Source organism: Agrobacterium sp. 22094, from assembly GCF_052046015.1.
GTDB classification, from domain to species: domain Bacteria; phylum Pseudomonadota; class Alphaproteobacteria; order Rhizobiales; family Rhizobiaceae; genus Agrobacterium; species Agrobacterium cavarae.
This window is the reverse complement of record NZ_JBQEPX010000002.1, coordinates 335,725-353,610: the sequence shown is the minus strand read 5'-3', so window position 1 is coordinate 353,610 and position 17,886 is coordinate 335,725. Positions and strand designations below refer to the sequence as shown.

12 protein-coding genes are annotated in these 17,886 nt (G+C 58.2%); 10 read left to right on the top strand and 2 right to left on the bottom strand.

Annotated features, from left to right (window positions below):
- Window positions 1-62 precede the first annotated feature (62 nt).
- The 5 genes from ACTJK5_RS14085 (at window position 63) to ACTJK5_RS14065 (ending at window position 8,203) form a co-directional block, all read left to right on the top strand.
- On the top strand, window positions 63-2,990 hold the full coding sequence (locus ACTJK5_RS14085; RefSeq protein ID WP_440612730.1) for a valine--tRNA ligase: 2,928 nt from the start codon (window positions 63-65) through the stop codon (window positions 2,988-2,990).
- A gap of 403 nt (window positions 2,991-3,393) precedes the next feature.
- The gene (locus tag ACTJK5_RS14080; protein ID WP_440612809.1) at window positions 3,394-4,611 is read left to right on the top strand and encodes an OmpP1/FadL family transporter; all 1,218 of its coding nucleotides are present in this window, start codon (window positions 3,394-3,396) and stop codon (window positions 4,609-4,611) included.
- Window positions 4,612-4,792: 181 nt separating this feature from the next.
- The gene (locus tag ACTJK5_RS14075; protein WP_440612729.1) at window positions 4,793-5,128 is read left to right on the top strand and encodes a hypothetical protein; all 336 of its coding nucleotides are present in this window, start codon (window positions 4,793-4,795) and stop codon (window positions 5,126-5,128) included.
- Window positions 5,122-5,916: an exopolysaccharide production regulator ExoR gene (gene exoR, locus ACTJK5_RS14070; protein WP_062424253.1), complete on the top strand. Its 795-nt coding sequence runs from the start codon at window positions 5,122-5,124 to the stop codon at window positions 5,914-5,916. Before ACTJK5_RS14075 ends, exoR begins: the two co-directional genes overlap by 7 nt.
- 301 nt (window positions 5,917-6,217) lie before the next feature.
- A complete protein-coding gene (locus tag ACTJK5_RS14065; RefSeq protein ID WP_440612728.1) occupies window positions 6,218-8,203 on the top strand; it encodes a methyl-accepting chemotaxis protein in 1,986 nt (661 codons plus the stop codon).
- 87 nt (window positions 8,204-8,290) lie between these two features.
- On the opposite strand, the gene xth is transcribed toward ACTJK5_RS14065, so the two are convergent.
- Both xth and erpA read right to left on the bottom strand, forming a co-directional pair.
- Window positions 8,291-9,085 (bottom strand): exodeoxyribonuclease III, encoded by a 795-nt coding sequence (gene xth / locus ACTJK5_RS14060; RefSeq protein WP_113180485.1) that lies wholly within the window; start codon window positions 9,083-9,085, stop codon window positions 8,291-8,293.
- An 84-nt stretch (window positions 9,086-9,169) separates the two neighbouring features.
- A complete protein-coding gene (gene erpA, locus ACTJK5_RS14055; RefSeq protein ID WP_062424255.1) occupies window positions 9,170-9,499 on the bottom strand; it encodes an iron-sulfur cluster insertion protein ErpA in 330 nt (109 codons plus the stop codon).
- 175 nt (window positions 9,500-9,674) lie between these two features.
- On the opposite strand from erpA, the gene ACTJK5_RS14050 reads away from it, so the two are divergent.
- From ACTJK5_RS14050 to ACTJK5_RS14030, 5 genes are all read left to right on the top strand, one after another.
- Entirely contained in the window at window positions 9,675-10,892 is a 1,218-nt protein-coding gene (locus tag ACTJK5_RS14050; RefSeq protein WP_440612727.1) for a deoxyguanosinetriphosphate triphosphohydrolase, read from the top strand.
- Window positions 10,893-10,954: 62 nt separating this feature from the next.
- Window positions 10,955-12,712: an arginine--tRNA ligase gene (gene argS, locus ACTJK5_RS14045; protein WP_440612726.1), complete on the top strand. Its 1,758-nt coding sequence runs from the start codon at window positions 10,955-10,957 to the stop codon at window positions 12,710-12,712.
- A 68-nt stretch (window positions 12,713-12,780) separates the two neighbouring features.
- Window positions 12,781-15,876, top strand: a complete 3,096-nt coding sequence (locus ACTJK5_RS14040) for an SPOR domain-containing protein (protein WP_440612725.1) — start codon at window positions 12,781-12,783, stop codon at window positions 15,874-15,876.
- A 99-nt stretch (window positions 15,877-15,975) separates the two neighbouring features.
- A complete protein-coding gene (gene nagZ, locus ACTJK5_RS14035; protein WP_440612724.1) occupies window positions 15,976-16,992 on the top strand; it encodes a beta-N-acetylhexosaminidase in 1,017 nt (338 codons plus the stop codon).
- Between the two features lie 47 nt (window positions 16,993-17,039).
- Window positions 17,040-17,885 carry a segregation and condensation protein A gene (locus ACTJK5_RS14030; RefSeq protein ID WP_062424259.1) on the top strand — a complete coding sequence of 282 codons (846 nt, stop codon included), beginning with the start codon at window positions 17,040-17,042 and terminating at the stop codon, window positions 17,883-17,885.
- The last annotated feature ends 1 nt before the right edge of the window (window position 17,886 follow it).

Sequence of the window (17,886 nt, the reverse complement as noted above, 5' to 3'; positions counted from 1 at the left end):
ACTCTCAACCTGCCATCCTTATTTAAAAACCAAAAATAGAACTCCAGATTTCAGGCCAGGAAATGCTCGATAAGACCTACGATTCCGCTTCCGTAGAACCCAAAATTGCCAAGGCCTGGGATGAGGCCGATGCATTTCGCGCTGGCGCGAATGCCAAGCCGGGTGCCGAGACCTTCACGATCGTCATTCCGCCGCCGAATGTCACCGGCTCTCTGCATATGGGCCACGCGCTGAACAACACGCTCCAGGACATCCTGGTTCGTTTCGAGCGTATGCGCGGCAAGGATGTTTTGTGGCAGCCGGGCATGGACCATGCGGGCATCGCCACGCAGATGGTCGTCGAGCGCAAGCTGATGGAGAACCAGCTTCCGGGCCGTCGCGCCATGGGCCGCGAAGCCTTCATCGATAAGGTCTGGGAGTGGAAGGCCGAATCCGGCGGTTTGATCTTCAACCAACTGAAGCGCCTTGGTGCGTCCTGCGACTGGTCGCGCGAACGCTTCACCATGGATGAGGGTCTGTCGAAGGCCGTTCTCGAAGTCTTCGTCACGCTTTACAAGCAGGACCTGATCTATCGCGGCAAGCGTCTGGTCAACTGGGACCCGCATTTCGAAACGGCCATTTCCGACATCGAGGTCGAGAACCGCGAAACCGACGGCCATATGTGGCATTTCAAATATCCACTCGCCGGTGGTGAGACCTATACCTATGTCGAGAAGGATGCCGACGGCAACATCGTCTTCCAGGAAGAGCGCGACTATATCGCGATCGCGACCACCCGTCCGGAAACCATGCTGGGGGACGGTGCTGTTGCCGTTCATCCGTCCGATGAACGCTATGCGCCCATCATTGGCAAGCTGTGCGAAATCCCTGTCGGCCCGAAGGAAAGCCGCCGCCTGATCCCCATCATCACCGACGAGTATCCTGATGCGACCTTCGGTTCCGGTGCCGTCAAGATCACCGGCGCGCATGACTTCAACGACTATCAAGTCGCCCGTCGCAACAATATCCCGCTCTATCGCCTGATGGATACGCAGGCGCAGATGCGCGATGATGGCGAGCCTTATGCGCGCTGCGCGGAACTTGCCGGCGAAATCACCCGCTCCGGCAAGCTGCCGTCCGAAGCCGACGTCGACGCCATCAACCTCGTACCCGACGAGTATCGTGGTCTTGACCGCTACGAGGCGCGCAAGCGCGTTGTCGCGGCTATCAACGCCGATGGTCTTGCCGTCACGGTGAAGGATGCTGAAGGCAACGACGTTCCGTACGTCGAAAACAAGAAGATCATGCAGCCCTTCGGTGACCGTTCCAACGTCGTCATCGAGCCGATGCTGACTGACCAGTGGTTCGTCGATGCAAAGACGCTCGCCGAACCTGCCATGGAGTCGGTTCGCGAAGGACGCACGAACTTCGTACCGAAGAACTGGGACAAGACCTACTTCGAATGGATGGAAAACATTCAGCCATGGTGCATCTCGCGCCAGCTCTGGTGGGGCCATCAGATTCCCGCGTGGTATGGCCCTGATGGCCAGGTCTTCGTCGAAAAGACAGAGGAAGAAGCGCTTGACGCTGCCGTTCAGCATTATTTAGCCCATGAAGGCCCTTGGAAGGCCTGGGTGCAGGAGAAGCTTGAGAACTTCAAGCCAGGCGAAATCCTGACGCGTGACGAAGACGTTCTCGACACATGGTTCTCCTCTGCGCTTTGGCCGTTCTCCACTCTCGGCTGGCCGGACAAGACGCCGGAGCTTGCGCGCTATTACCCGACCAACGTTCTCGTCACCGGCTTCGATATCATCTTCTTCTGGGTCGCGCGGATGATGATGATGGGTCTTCATTTCATGAAGGACGATGCCGGTCACGCCGTTGAGCCGTTCAACACCGTCTATGTCCACGCGCTGGTTCGCGACAAGAACGGCCAGAAGATGTCGAAGTCCAAGGGCAACGTCATCGATCCGCTGGAACTGATCGACCAATATGGTGCCGACGCGCTGCGCTTTACGCTGGCCATTATGGCGGCGCAGGGGCGTGACGTGAAGCTCGATCCGGCACGTATCGCCGGTTACCGTAACTTCGGCACCAAGCTGTGGAATGCCACGCGTTTTGCCGAAATGAACGGCGTAAAGCGTGATCCGCACTTCCTGCCGGAAGCTGCAACGCAGACGATCAACCGCTGGATCTTGACCGAACTTGCCAACACGGCAAAGGAAGTCACGGCATCCATCGAGAACTACCGCTTCAATGATGCGTCCAGCACGCTTTACCGTTTCGTCTGGAACCAGTTCTGCGATTGGTATCTCGAACTCCTGAAGCCTGTCTTCAACGGCGAGGACGAGGCAGCCAAGGCAGAAGCGCAGGGCTGTGCGGCCTATGTTCTGGAGGAAATCTACAAGCTGCTGCATCCCTTCATGCCGTTCATGACGGAAGAACTGTGGGCGCATACGGCCGGCGAGGGTGCGAGCCGCGATCAGCTGCTTTGCCACGCCGACTGGCCGGCGCCAGAGTTTACGGATGAGACGGCTGCCGATGAAATCAACTGGCTGATCGATCTCGTCTCCGGCATTCGCTCGACGCGCGCGGAAATGAACGTGCCGCCAGGTGCCACCGCACCTCTGGTCGTCGTTGCGGCCAACCCGACGACCGAAATGCGTCTCGACCGCCACTCCGCCGCGATCCGCCGTCTTGCGCGCGCCGACGAGATCCTGGCTGCCGACACAGCACCGAAGGGCTCGGCGCAGATCGTCGTCGGCGAGGCGACCGTGTGCATCCCGCTCGGCAATCTCATCGATGTCTCTGCCGAACGGAGCCGTCTCGAGAAGGCAATCGGCAAGTCGGAGGCCGAACTGGAGCGTATCGACAAGAAGCTCTCGAATGAGAAGTTCGTAGCCAATGCTGATCCAGAGGTGGTTGCAGCGGACCGTGAGCGTAAGGCGGAGCTTGAGCTTCAGATCAAGAGCCTGAAAGTTGCCTTGCAACGGGTCAACGAGGCCGGGTAATCAGATATCAAAACGATCATGAGAGCGCCTTCACAACGGAGGCGCTTTTTTTGTTCGTTTCTTGAGGAGGCCATTTGAGTCGTTGATCGCTCCTATCCTCGCCGGAGCGACGGCCAAGTTCCTCAGAACATGACAGAATTGGGACTTTTCTGAGTGAAAACTATGAATGTTGTGTCGAGGTCACACATGTGACTAAGTGAGCAAAAAATTTCTTGAGAATAGAGTTTTTTGGCTAAATATTTGAAAAAAAATTTCGTTTAATTGCTGGTTTTTGTCTCACTATGATTGTTCACGTAAAGCATTGATCAATATCATCTCCTCTACCCAAAGGAGGTATGGATTGTCATTTTCTCCAAAGCATTTCAATTTCCAATCATTACATTGCCTTTTATTGGGGAGAGAGATGGCAAAAAGAGTTTCAATCATACACGGTGCGGTGTGCCTTGCTGTCGGCATCACTTCTGTCACCCCCGCATTTGCTGGTGGACTCGAGCGCGGCGGTTACAACATCGATCAGCTGTTCGATACCTCCCGTTTTACGATGGACACAGCAGCAACATTTGTCGCTCCTCAGCGCAAGTTGAAGAACGTAGTTGACACCAGCCCCGCTAGTGGTGGCAACCTCAACGGGCGTCCAAACTCCGCTGATGACAGCGAGAGTTACTGGGTTCCTCGCATCGGCTTCAAGGCCGGGTTGACTGACGACATCGACTGCTTGGCAGATTACTCGCAGCCGTGGGGGGCGCACACAAAACCCGGCACAAACTGGGCAGGTGCAAACGAAAACGTCGAGACCAAGGTCAGGAGCAACAACTACGCTTTAACTTGCTCTTACAAATTCGACGTCGGACAGGGTCAACTTCGCTTGATCGGCGGTGGCTTCTACCAAGAGCTTTCCGGATTTAAGGAGCGCGAAGTAGCTCCTACGGCCGTGGGCCGATTGGACCTTGAAGGTGATGGCTGGGGATGGCGCGCTGGTGTAGCGTATGAGATACCGGAATATGCGCTTCGTGCCAGCTTGGTCTACAACAGTGCGGTAAAGCTCAATGATATTACTGGCACGCTTGACCTCTCCCAAGTCGCGGCCCTAGGCAGGCCAGTCGTTGGGGTCTATGGCGCACAAGACATGCCAGACTCTTTGGAATTCAAATTCCAGAGTGGTATCGCTCCGGATTGGTTGGCGCTTGGCTCCGTCAAATGGACGGACTGGAGCCAGTTTACTACGATTCCGTTCTATTGCCGGACGGCTACACCGGGCTTGTGTGCTGCGGGCGGACAGGCGACATCTCTGGATCTCGGCTATCGTGATGGCTGGACCGTGTCTGGCGGTATCGGCCATAAGTTTAACGATCAATGGAGCGGTGCGGTGACCGTAACATGGGATCGCGGAACGTCACAGGGCTTCGGTAGCCAGACGGACACATGGACCCTCGGTGCTGGTTTGCAACGTGCAATCAATGAGAATGTTGACTGGCGTATCGCCGGCGCAATCGGTGTATTGACGAGTGGAAGTTCGTCCCAGCGGACGATCGATGGCGCTGCACTCGGCAACGGCGTTTCTTACGACTTTGGAAATGACATCGTCGCTGCAGTGTCAACTTCGCTGAAGGTCAAGTTCTAAAAACTGTAATTCTGGCCTACAAAACCCGGTCCATCGTGACCGGGTTTTTTTGTTGCCGATCGGCAATATTGTGACGATTTGGCAACAAATTTCTGCAACCTTCACGTAGCGTAAGAATGTGGTCGTATTTGTCCACTTCCCGCCACAAAGCATGTGCTTGAGTGCTTTCGACGGCGCGGGAATGGAAGAATATGCAGACATCAAAAGTGGTGCTGCGGAAGTGGTGGAAGTGAAAACAGGTGCGGATTCAGGCTTTAAGCAAGTAAAGATGGGGTGTTCCCGTCAAAGCTTGTTTGGTGGAGTCCAGACGGCGAACAGACGCCGTGATGTTGCCGGAAACGGTGCTTATACCTGTGCTCATGAGATTGCTGATGTATTACCGCTCAGGACCACCGGCAGCACATTGAAAGCTGGTGCCGGAACGACGCAGTGTGTTGAGAGATCGCGGCCGGCTATGGACGTAAGGTTCGCCTTCGCCATGTGCGGGAAGAGTGAGAGAAGTTCGTTGAAATGCTGAGATGTGACATCAACGTTTTGAAACCGCTATGTCTGGGGCTGATGCTCGCATCGCTTTCAGTGCCGGTTCTGGCATTCGATATCAATTCAGGCGTTACCAAGGAATCGGGCCCTTTCGATCTCTTCAAGTTCGGCTTCAAGTCCTACAAGAATGGCAAGAAGGAAGATGCTGTCGAGGCGTATCGCTACGCGGCTGAAAAGGGGCATACCGGCTCTCGCTGGGCTCTTGCCAATATGTACGCCTATGGTGATGGCGTCGCCAAGAACGACTTCGAAGCCTTCAAGATTTACAGCGAGATTGCCAGCCAAGGCGTGGAGCCCGGTTCGGAAGACACGGGCTTTTTCGTCAATGCGTTGCTGTCTCTCGCCGATTATTACCGGCACGGTATTCCCGGCAGCCCTGTGAAGATGGATCTTGGCCAGGCACGCCAGCTTTACTTCCAGGTCGCATCGACCTTCGGTGTGGCCGAGGCGCAGTTTCAACTGGCCCAAATGATCCTCGCAGGCGAGGGCGGTCGTGCGGACGCACAGCAGGCCAAGAAGTGGCTGAACCAGGCTCGCAAGCACGGTCATGCAGGTGCCATGTCGATCTTCGGCAACCTGCTGTTCCAGGAAGGACAGACAGTTCGAGGACTGGCCTTCATGACCGCCGCGCTGGACAAATGCGCAGCCGCGAACTGTGTGTGGATACAAAACCTTCAGGAGCAGGCTTTCTCTGTCGCCGCTGAAGATGACCGTCGCGTAGCAATTCAACTCGCACGCAACATTTCCTCCGGTGATGCGGATTAAGCAGATGTCTGCGGAATTTCCGGAACTTCTGTTCTAAAGCATGTCGTGATCTTTCAGATACGCTCGTTCGCTTTAGGCCCTTGTTTTATCGCATGTCTTTATCGCAAAACCGCTGCACACTTTTGCGCGACATGCTTCAGCGAACTCTTAGTCGTTCACAATAACGTTATATTAAGCGTAGAGAGCGACCATAGGTTGCTTTCGTGTCTCCTTCTACTCTTGCGGGCTGAATGAATCGCGCCCGAGTTGCTCCACAAAGCATGTCCTGTTCATTCTGAATTTTCGTCAATGGGATGCTGCTATGGCGTTGGATTTTTCCCGCATTCGTACCAAACTCGCCCTCATGTCAGGTGCGGGCGTTGTCCTCGTTCTGACTGCTTCTGTGACGGGCTGGTTTCTCTCTCAATCCGTGGACGCCGCTGTCTCAAAGGGCCGCGTTCAGGCTGACCTCGCCCGCAACATGGTGGATATGAAGGCCTCGCTGCGAGGCATGGAAATCGGTGTGGGCGACATAAGGTTAGCGTCTACGCCGACTGAACTGAAAGAGGCGCAGACCTACACGACAAAACGCCATGAGTCGGCTGTCAAATATCTTGAGCTTGGGACAGCCGCGATGGCGGCCTCCAGCAATAAGGACCGTGCTCAGAAAATTTCCGACGTGCTCGCAAAGTACAGCGCTGACGTCGGAAAGCTCGCGACCGATCGTGCCGCAAACGCCGATATCTCTCAGCAGCTTGCTCCTTTGAAAAATGCGAGCGCTCAACTGGCGTCGCTGGCTGATGAAATCGTCAATGACGCGAAAGCGAAATCAGACGCAGCCAATGAAGAACGCCGGCAGCTACAGGCGCTTGCCTCCACGATTACTATCATTCTCTCAGGCCTCATGGTTCTGCTGATGATCGTCTCCGCCTTCTTTGGCCGCCGGGCCATTGCGACGCCGATTACGAGAACCACCGATTGCATGAAGACGCTGGCGGACGGTGATCTGTCCGTCGCTATCCCCTACGCCGACAATAAGGACGAGGTAGGTGATATGGCCAGAGCTGTTCTGGTGTTCAAAGAGAATGCGGTGCGGGTTCGTGATCTTGCGGCACAGGAGGCCGCACTCCAGGAGCAGAATGCGGATTTACAGAGCAATATCGCCCAGGTCGTCTCCTCTGCGGTTGCGGGTGATTTCTCCGCTCGCATCAGCAAGCGTTATGAGAACCCGGACCTCAATCGCTTCGCGCTCAGCGTCAACGAATTGGTCACATCGGTAGACCGTGGCGTGGCAGAGACCAATCGCGTGGTCGCGGTGCTTGCGGATGGCGACCTGACGGAATCGATGCAGGGTGATTTCCGCGGTGTGTTTCTCGAACTGCAGCGCAACGTCAACGCAACGATGGACAGCCTTCGCTCCGTGATGATGGAGGTCCGTTCCGCAATCGACATGATCAGGAGCGGGGCGGGCGAGCTGCGCATCGCCTCTGACGACTTGTCGAAACGCACCGAACAGCAGGCGGCTTCGCTTGAAGAGACGGCAGCGGCACTCGAGGAGATCACGTCGGCCGTGAAGAACTCCACCGCCCGCTCGAGCGAAGCCTCCGAAATGGTTGCGCAGGCCCGCCAGAGCACCGAACAGTCCAGCAATGTCGTCAGAAACGCCGTCTCGGCTATGGGGCGCATCGAGCAGGCGTCCAATGAGATCGGCAACATCATCAATGTCATTGACGAGATCGCCTTCCAGACAAATCTTCTGGCATTGAATGCGGGTGTGGAGGCTGCCCGTGCCGGCGAGGCTGGTAAGGGCTTTGCTGTCGTTGCGCAGGAAGTGCGGGAGCTTGCCCAACGTTCAGCAACAGCGGCGAAGGACATCAAGACGCTGATCGTCAGATCCCGCAATGAGGTGACTGCCGGCGTTTCGCTCGTGACAGAGACCGGTGGAGCGCTGGAAGCGATCCGAGACCATGTCGGGAAAATCGATGAACATGTTCACTCGATTGCCACCGCCTCGAAAGAACAGTCCACCGGCCTCAGTGAAGTGAACGGCGCCGTCAACCAGATGGACCAGACGACCCAGCAGAACGCGGCGATGGTGGAGCAATCCACAGCGGCGACCAGCAAGCTTGCTGACGAGGCAGTCAATCTCAGCAATCTCGTGGCCCGCTTTAAGACGGGCAGCAGTCCAGCCGCACCCGCGCAGACAGCAGCGAATTCCCAGCATCATGCGCCAGTGAGGAGGTCGACCGTATCGCCATATCGCGGCAATGCAGCGGTGGCCATGAAGAGCGAGTGGGAAGAGTTCTGACCTGCAGTCTCTTCCGATACCAACGAGGCACGGGGCCGGGCGTGAGATGATCGCGTCCGGCCTCATCCCATCTTATCCGCCGCGATGTCAGGCTGCTTCGAAGTCAAAGTAGCCGGAGACCGGCACGTGGTCGGATGGCTTTTCCCAGGCGCGGACATGTTTCTCGATGGAGACGGAATGCAGCCTGTCTGCTGCTTCCGATGACAGCATCAGGTGGTCAATGCGGATGCCGTTGTTCTTCTGCCAGGCGCCTGCCTGATAGTCCCAGAAGGTGTAAAGCCCGGCCTCGTCGGAGGTGGCGCGGGTGGCATCGGTGAGGCCGAGATTTTCGAACCTTCTGAAAGCCGCGCGTGTCTGCGGCAGGAACAGGGCGTCGCCGGCCCACACCCTTGGGTCATGGCAGTCGAAAGGCTCAGGAATGACGTTGTAGTCGCCGGCCAGAATCAACGGCTCTTCCAGTCGCATCCGCTCTTCGGCAAAGCGGCGCAGCCTCTCCATCCAGGCCAGCTTGTAAGGATACTTCACCGGATCATCCGGCGGGTTGCCGTTCGGCAGATAGAGCGAGCAGACGCGGATGACACCGCCCTGCACGGAAAACACACCTTCGATGAAGCGGGCCTGTTCATCAGCGTCATCACCCGGCAGGCCGCGATTGACCTCATCGGGGCGCATTTTGGAGAGAAGCGCGACCCCATTGAAGCCTTTCTGGCCGTGGGTTTCCACATGGTAGCCCAGCGCTTCGATCTCGAGGCGCGGGAAGTTTTCATCGACGGATTTGATTTCCTGAAGGCAGGCGATATCCGGGCTCGAATCCTTCAGCCATTCGCAAAGGTTTTCGATGCGCGCCTTGACGCCGTTGATGTTCCAGGTGGCAATCTTCATCGCAGGTTCCATTCCGTTTGGACCCTGTTTTACCCGATGAGGCAGCGAAAGCCACCGGTTTTCACTCTTTCAACAGGAAGCGCTCTAGATCGAAAAGCTGGTCCCGCAACCGCAGCTGGCAACCGCGTTGGGGTTCTTGATCTGGAAAGACTGGCCGAGCAGGTTATCGACAAAATCGATTTCGGAACCGGCCATGTAGACGATCGACATGCTGTCAATCAGCACCTTTGCCTCGCCGCGCGATATGACGATATCGTCGTCGGTCGGTGCGCCGTCGAGGTCGAACTTATAGGAAAAGCCGGAACAGCCGCCGCCTTCGACGGATACGCGGAGCGCCTGCTTGCCTGCCTCGGCGGAGACGATCTGGGCGATTCGTTTCGCAGCGGATTCAGAGAGTGTAACGTCTGTGGTCATGTCATTTCTCCAACCGGGGTCAAGAACCGGAGAGCAAAGTTCTGTGTAAGACCGATTATAAACCAGTCAAATTCACAGTCTATAGCGTTACCACCAGCAAACGCGCTTTGCGGCAACCTCCGCGATAGGTATGAAGGGCAGTGTAAAAGGTCAATGGGCCGATGGCAGGACAGAGATGATTATCGATCAGCGTGCGTTGGGTTTTGGTAGCGGAGAGAGAGCGGTCTATGCCGCCGATCCATGGACGACGCGCGGGCGTCTGTTTCCCGAGACCTCCAGCCTGACGCGCTCCGAGTTCCAGCGCGATCGAGACCGCATCGTTCACACGACGGCCTTTCGGCGCCTTAAGCACAAGACGCAGGTGTTCATCAGCCCGGATGGTGATCATTACCGCACGCGTTTGACCCACACGATCGAGGTCGCACAGATCGCCCGCGCCCTTGCCCGTGCCCTGAAGCTGGATGAAGATCTGGCGGAAGGCGTGGCGCTGGTGCATGACTTTGGCCACACGCCCTTCGGTCACACCGGTGAAGATGCGCTGGATGCGGTGTTGAAACCCTATGGCGGCTTCGATCACAACGCCCAGTCACTGCGCATCGTCACCAAGCTCGAGCGGCGCTACGCCGAATATGACGGCATCAACCTGACCTGGGAAACACTTGAAGGTCTGGTCAAGCATAATGGCCCGCTGTTGAATGCGGCGGGTGAGGGAACGCATGGTCCGGTACCACTGCCGATCCTCGAATATTGCCAGCTGCAGGATCTGGAGATCGGTACCTTCGCCAGCCTGGAGGCGCAAGTCGCCGCCATTGCCGATGACATTGCCTATAATACTCATGACATCGACGATGGTCTGCGTGCAGGTTATCTGACCTTCGACATGTTGGAGGAAGTTCCGTTTCTCTCAAGCCTGATGGCCGAAGTTCGGGCAAAATACCCGTCGCTCGACGACGATCGCTTCGCGCATGAGATCATGCGCCGTCAGATCACAAGGATGGTTGAAGATGTGATCGGCGTCGCGCAACAAAATCTTGGCCTCCTAAAGCCGAAAAGTGCGTCCGACATTCGCGCCGCCGACCGCACCATCGCGACCTTTTCGCCGCCGATGGCTGAGACCGACAAGCAGATCAAGAAGCTGCTCTTCGGACATATCTATCGCCACCCGGACATCATGCGCATACGCGCAGGCGCGACACAGATCGTCACCGATCTTTTCCATCGCTACATGGAAACGCCAGCGGAGATGCAAAGCCACTACTGGGTGGACAGCATTCCCGGCATGACCGAGGCTGCCAGAGCCCGCCATGTGGGCGATTATCTGGCCGGTATGACAGACAGTTATGCCCTGAGAACACACCAGCGGCTGTTTGACCATACACCCGATTTGCGATAGGCAGCGCGCAATTGCGAAGCCAATACTAAATGACTGAAAGCCCTTCGCGCAGGTAGATGACCATGAACCTTTTTGCCGATTTTGACGCACGAATCAAAAAAGCTCTCGAGACGATCGATCTCGTCAAAGCCCATCGCGATGCTGTCGATTTTGGCCGTGTCACCGTGGAATCGCCACGCGATCCAAGCCATGGCGACGTCGCGACCAACGCGGCCATGGTGCTGGCAAAGCCACTCGGCACCAATCCGCGCGCGCTGGCCGAGCTGATCGTTCCGGCCCTTGAGCAGGATGCCGATGTCGATAGCGTCAATGTTGCCGGTCCCGGTTTCATCAACATTCGCGTATCGGTCGGCTACTGGCAGCGGCTCCTGGCCGGCATGATTTCGCAAGGTCAGGATTTTGGCCGGTCCACGGTAGGAACGGGTAAGAAGATCAACGTCGAATATGTGTCCGCCAATCCGACAGGGCCTATGCATGTCGGTCACTGCCGCGGCGCTGTCGTCGGCGATACGCTGGCGAACGTGCTCTCCTTTGCCGGCTATGACGTGACCAAGGAATACTACATCAACGATGCTGGCTCGCAGATCGATGTGCTGGCGAAGTCGGTGTTCCTGCGTTACCGCGAAGCACTCGGTGAAGATGTAGGCACGATTCCGCCCGGTCTTTACCCCGGCGACTATCTCGTTCCCGTCGGAAAGGCACTGGCGGATGAGTACGGCATCAAGCTTCGGACCATGCCGGAAGAACAGTGGCTGCCGATCGTCAAGGACAAGGCAATCGATGCGATGATGGCGATGATCCGTGAGGATCTCGCGGCATTGAACGTCAAGCACGATGTGTTCTATTCCGAGCGGACTCTTCATGCTGGTAATGCCGGCCCGATTCTTTCTGCCATCAACGACCTGACCTTCAAGGGTCATGTCTATAAGGGCACGCTGCCGCCGCCGAAGGGCGAGGTTTCGGAAGATTGGGAAGACCGCGAACAGACGCTCTTCCGCTCGACGGAGGTGGGTGACGATATGGATCGCCCGCTGATGAAGTCGGACGGCACCTATACCTACTTTGCAGCCGACGTCGCCTACTTCAAGGACAAGTACGATCGTGGCTTCTCCGAGATGATTTATGTGCTCGGTGCCGATCATGGCGGTTACGTCAAGCGTCTGGAGGCGGTTGCGCGCGCCGTTTCCGAAGGCAAGTCGAAGCTCACCGTGCTGCTCTGCCAGCTCGTCAAACTTTTCCGTGATGGCGAGCCGGTCAAGATGTCGAAACGCTCTGGCGCTTTCGTCACATTGCGGGACGTCGTCGACGAAGTCGGACGCGATCCGGTGCGATTCATGATGCTCTACCGGAAGAATTCGGAGCCACTGGACTTCGATTTTGCCAAGGTGACCGAGCAATCTAAAGACAATCCGGTATTTTATGTGCAATATGCTCATGCTCGTTGCAAGTCGGTTTTCCGGCAGGCGAACGAGGCGTTTCCGGGGCTGGATCTGGACGTTTCCGCTCTGTCTTCCGGATCGGTTTTGATTAACGATGTCAATGAGTTGCAGTTGATCGCAAAGCTGGCGGAATATCCGCGTCTGATCGAGTCTGCGGCACAGAATCATGAGCCGCATCGCTTGGCATTTTACCTCTACGATCTGGCCAGTTCCTTCCATGGACACTGGAACAAAGGTAAAGATCAGCCGGAATTACGTTTTGTTAACGATAAAAACCGAGAATTGAGCGTTGCCAGACTAGGGCTGGTGAGTGCTGTCGCAAATGTGCTGAAGTCTGGATTGACGCTTTTGGGAGCGGATGCGCCTGACGAGATGCGATGACATCCCTCACCATTATTTGCTCACAATACGCTGGCAAGTGCTGTGATGCGTAGATGGTGGAACACGTAATGGTCGAAAAAAATGTCGCGTATAACCGAGACTCTCGGTCGCAGGAATTCGCTGACAACGATCCCCTGGCTCAATTGGCGCAACTTGTTGCGCAAGAGGATCGTCCTCCCCATGTCGCTCCCCTGGCTGCGCAGAACGCTGCGCCGCCTGCCACGCGCCGGGAGCCGGAATTCAACCTCGAGGATGAGCTGCTTCGCGAGTTCGCCGTCTATGACGCGCCGCGCCACGAGCCCATCGCGCTGGATCCCGCCAACGATGTGCGCGCGCCTGTTCCGGTCAACGAGTTCATGCAGCGGGTTGAATCGGTGTTCTCCCGCCGCGAGCCTGAGCTCGAGCCGGTTGCGCCACAAGTCCCTGCGGGCCATGAAGACTATCTGGTCGCGGAGCACGCTGCACCAGCACCCCGTTCCGATCTGAGAGACGATTTCAGCGATGACCCCGACTCGGTCGCTTCTGTGTTTGATGTCAATCATCGCGACCAAGCACCAGAACCCCGTGAACCGGACTATGCCGCTGCACCCGAGGCCGTCGTAGAAGCTCCGGTCCATGCTGCTCTTTCACCTGAGCCGCGCGCTTACGAACAGCCGGTCCAGATGCAGCAGCCGGTCGCTGCGCCGCAGCCAGCCACCCAGCACCAGCCAGCCCCTGTCCAGGAGCCGGATTGGGAGCGCATGGCGGAGACATCCGGAGAGACGGCGATCGATCTCGCCAGCGAACTGGAAATGTCGGTCGCCGATGACGCGCCCTCTCTCCAGCCGACCGCGCCATCGCTGCGCAAGTCCTCGCTCGATTTCTCCAGCCTGCGGTTGCCGCTTGCCAATTTCGGCACGACCCGGGCGACGCCTGTGGCTCCGAAGGCTCAGCCGCGGCCTGCTCCAGCGGCGATCCCAGCCGTTGAACCACGCGCGCCTGTCGCCGATGAATTGACCGCCGACGTGCTCGCTGGTCAGAAGATGTCCGCCATGGACGAGCTGATCTATGACGTTGCACGCTACGGGATCAGCAACAAGAGCGTCGATGCTGCTGCGCCTGTTGCCAGAATGGAGCCGGTCGTCACGGCTGCCCCGATCTTGCCAGCCGTCGAGCCGGTGATCAAAGCCCAGGCCGTCAAGCCAGTGCCTGCACCCGTCCGCGCAGAGCCTGTTTTCGGAACGCCTGCTGCGGCACCAAAGCCAGTCGCACCGCAACCGGTTGTCTCGGCACCTGCCGCGTCTGCGCCGGTCGCTGTCGCTCCAGCCCCGCGTGTCTCTGCACCGGTCGCGCCAGCGCCTCGCGCTGAAGCACCGGCGCCCGTCGCAGCCCCTTCTGCTGCCGATGACTTCGACGCTTTCAACGACTCTGATTTCGAGCTTGCGCTTGAGGATATCGATTTTGACATCGATTTGTCCGAGATCGCCAATATCGAAGTGGCACCTGCACCCGTAGCCCAGGCTGCGCCTGCCCCAAAGCCGGCGCCAGTCATGCAGCCGAAGCCAGCAGCAGCACCGATTGTTGCCGCTGCACCTGTCGCTTCCCGCTCGCAGCCTCAGCCGGTCGTTGAGCGTACGCGCTACGAGGAACGTCGTCCTGCAGCTCAGCAGCCAGTTGCGCCTGTCGCGTCGCTGGAAAGCCTGCCTTTCGATCCTAGCCAGATCGGTGAAACCGAGGACGCTCCTGAAACCATCACCGAGTTGGACGTTCCGGAACTGCCCGTTGGCGTTTTCGAGCCGAAGCCGGTTGCGCGCCGTCAGGAAGAAGATCTCGATCTCGACACCGAGCTTGCCTCGCTCTTTGCCTCGCCTGCTTCCGGTGGTCTTGATCGTCACAAGAATGCAGCGCCGCGTCAGGCACAGCTTCAGCCGACGCAGGAAGAGGTAGACGAGTTCGAGCGTGCGCTGGAGCAGGACTTCCGCCGCAGCATGCAGGAGGCGGCAAAAGGCCGCCTCGGTTCGCAGACACGCGAAGATGCCGCTCCAGAGCAGCAGGTTCGTTATGCCGAGGATGAGCGCGAAGGCGGTGCCCGTCGTTGGTTCGTCCCAATGGCAGCGGCTGTTGGTCTCCTTCTCATCGGTGGCGGCACCTATGCGCTGATCGGTGGCGGTTCCTCCCACATGGGTTCGAACGGCGCGCCGGTGATTATCTCCGCCGACAGCGAGCCAACGAAAGTCGTGCCGGAAAATCCGGGTGGTCGCGTTGTACCGAACCAGGACAAGGCGGTTTATGACCGCGTTGCCGGTGCGGCACCGTCCGACCCCAAGCAGCCATCGCTGATTTCGACCAATGAAGAGCCTGTGGATGTCGTGCAGCGCACGCTCATTCCTGAGCAGCTTCCGATGGAAGACGAAGCCGACCAGATGCAGGACGGTACGTCCACACCGGTTGGCGAAACGGAAGATCCGCGTCTGCTCTCCCGTGGCGAGAACACCCAGACCGCAGAACACAACGGTCAGTCCGGCGTGAATGTTTCGCCCCGCAAGGTGCGCACCATGATCGTCAAGCCGGACGGTACGCTTGTTGCACAGGAAGTGCCGGCACCTGCGGCTGAGACACCACAGCAGGATAAGGTCGAAGAACTGGCGGCTCCGGCAACCACGGAAAAGGCACCATCGGTACTCGCCACCTCTCGTGTTCCCGTGACGCCCGAGCAGCCTGCCCAGGCAGCGCAGACCTCGGCTCGTCCGGCACCTGCCGCGGCTCAGCCGGCCCAGACCCAAACGGCTGCACCGCTTCCAGCGGCCCGTCCGTCCAGCCAGCCTGCAAACGTGGTTGCCACCGTGACCAATCAGGGTAACGTCCGCCCGGCGGCACCGGCCCAGCCTGCTCAGCAGACGGCGTCCGCTACGCCTGCAGCGGCAACCAGCACGCCGTCTTCGGGTGGCTATTACATCCAGATCGCATCTCTGCCGAGCCAGGCAGAAGCGCAGAAGTCCTATCAGAACATGTCGGCGAAGTTCGGCTCTGTCATCGGTGGACGTGGTGTAGACATCAAGGCTGCCGAAATTGCCGGCAAGGGCACGTTCTACCGTGTTCGCATCCCCGCTGGTGACAAAAACGAAGCGGCGGCATTGTGCGAACGCTTCCGCTCTGCTGGCGGCAGCTGCCTCGTCGCCCGCTGATCGCGAAAAGTAATTTGAAAAGCCGGGATGGTCACGCCGTCCCGGCTTTTTTCGTAACAGATATCCATTGCACGTGCCCTCATCGACAGGACCCATACCATGACTGAATCGAAAGCTATGATCCTTGGCTGCAGCGGCTTGACGCTGACACAGGAGGAGATCGCCCTCTACAAGGCGGAGCAGCCTTGGGGTTTCATTCTCTTCGGTCGCAACATCGGTGACACGCAGCAGATTACCGATCTGGTGGCTTCCATGCGTGAGGCGGTCGGTCGCCCGGACGCGCCGGTTCTGATCGATCAGGAAGGTGGGAGGGTCCAACGCATCCGCCCACCGATCCTCCAGTCCTACCCGAACGCCCAGGCGTTGGGAGCGATCTATCTGCGCGACCGTGAGCAGGGTCTGCGGGCCGCCTGGCTGATGTCGCGCCTGCACGCCTTCGATCTCATGCGCTTTGGCATCAATGTGGATTGCCTGCCCGTTCTCGATGTTCCGGTGGAAGGTGCGAGCAATGTCATCGGCAACCGCGCTTACGGCTTCGATCCGAAGATGGTCTCGGAAATGGGGCAGGCGGCTGCTGACGGTCTGAAGGCCGGCGGGATGCTGCCGGTGATGAAGCACATTCCAGGCCATGGACGCGGAATGGTGGATTCGCATCATGAACTACCGGTGGTGGACGTGCCGCTGGATGATCTCGATGCGCATGACTTCGTCCCGTTCCGTGCCTTGAACAAGGAACTGATGGGCATGAGCGCGCATCTGGTTTTCAATGCCATCGATCCCGAGCGCCCCGCCACGACGTCCCGCAAGGTGATCGAGGAGATCATTCGCGGACGCATCGGTTTTGACGGACTGCTGATGTCGGATGATAGTTCGATGAATGCATTGAAGGGGACGCTTGGCGAGCGCGCTGCCAATATTGTTGCGGGCGGTTGCGATATAGTCTTGCATTGCAACGGCGTGATGAGTGAAATGCTCCAGGTCGTGAAGGAAGTTCCCCCTCTCACCGGCCGGTCACTGGAACGCGCCAAGGCCGTCGAAGCGGGTTTCCCCGCTGCAGACGATGCCGATGAGGCAAGCTTGAGAGACGAATTCAACGCCATGCTGGCGGTTGCCTGATCCGCTGAGCGGGCAGAGCGCCAGCGAAAGGCCCGACAGACGAGACAATGGCAGCAGAGAAATCGCGCGGCGGCACGCCGATGGACAAGCTCTGGCAGGATGTGACGCCAGAGCGTGCGACAGGCGAGGCGGCATTGATGATCGATGTGGCGGGCTTTGAGGGCCCGCTCGATCTGTTGCTGCACCTGGCTCGCGTTCAGAAGGTCGATCTCTCCCGCATTTCCGTTTTGGCGCTGGCGGAGCAATATCTACAATTCGTCGAAACCGCGCGCCGGGTCCGCATCGAACTTGCCGCCGACTATCTGGTCATGGCGGCTTGGCTCGCCTTTCTCAAATCCAAGCTGCTGATCCCGCAACAGAGCAAGGATGAGGGCCCGACCGGCGAGGAAATGGCGGCGACGTTGGCCTTCCGCCTCAAGCGTCTGGAAGCCATGCGCGACGCCGCCGAAAGGCTGGTGAACCGCAATCAACTCGGCCGCGATATCTTCGCCCGTGGTGCGCCGGAGCACATTCCCCATCGCAGTCGTTCCGCATTCGAGGCGAGCCTTTACGACCTGCTGAGCGCCTATGCGACGCTTCGCCAGCGCCAGGCGATCACGCAGGTAACGATCGAGAAACGCCAGGTCTGGTCGCTGGTGGAAGCGCGCGAGTTGCTGACCTCTATGCTCGGTGAAATCGGTGAATGGACGGAACTCGACCGGTATCTCCTGCAATATGTTCCCGATCCCTCAATGCGCGCCACCGCCATTGCCAGTGCCTTTGCAGCGTCGCTGGAACTTGTGCGGGAAGGATCGCTGGAGATCCGCCAGGATGGAGCGTTTCAACCGATCTTCATGCGTAAAGGCTCTGGTAGAGCGCGGGAACGTTCTGAAAGGGCCGATGATGTCGAATGAT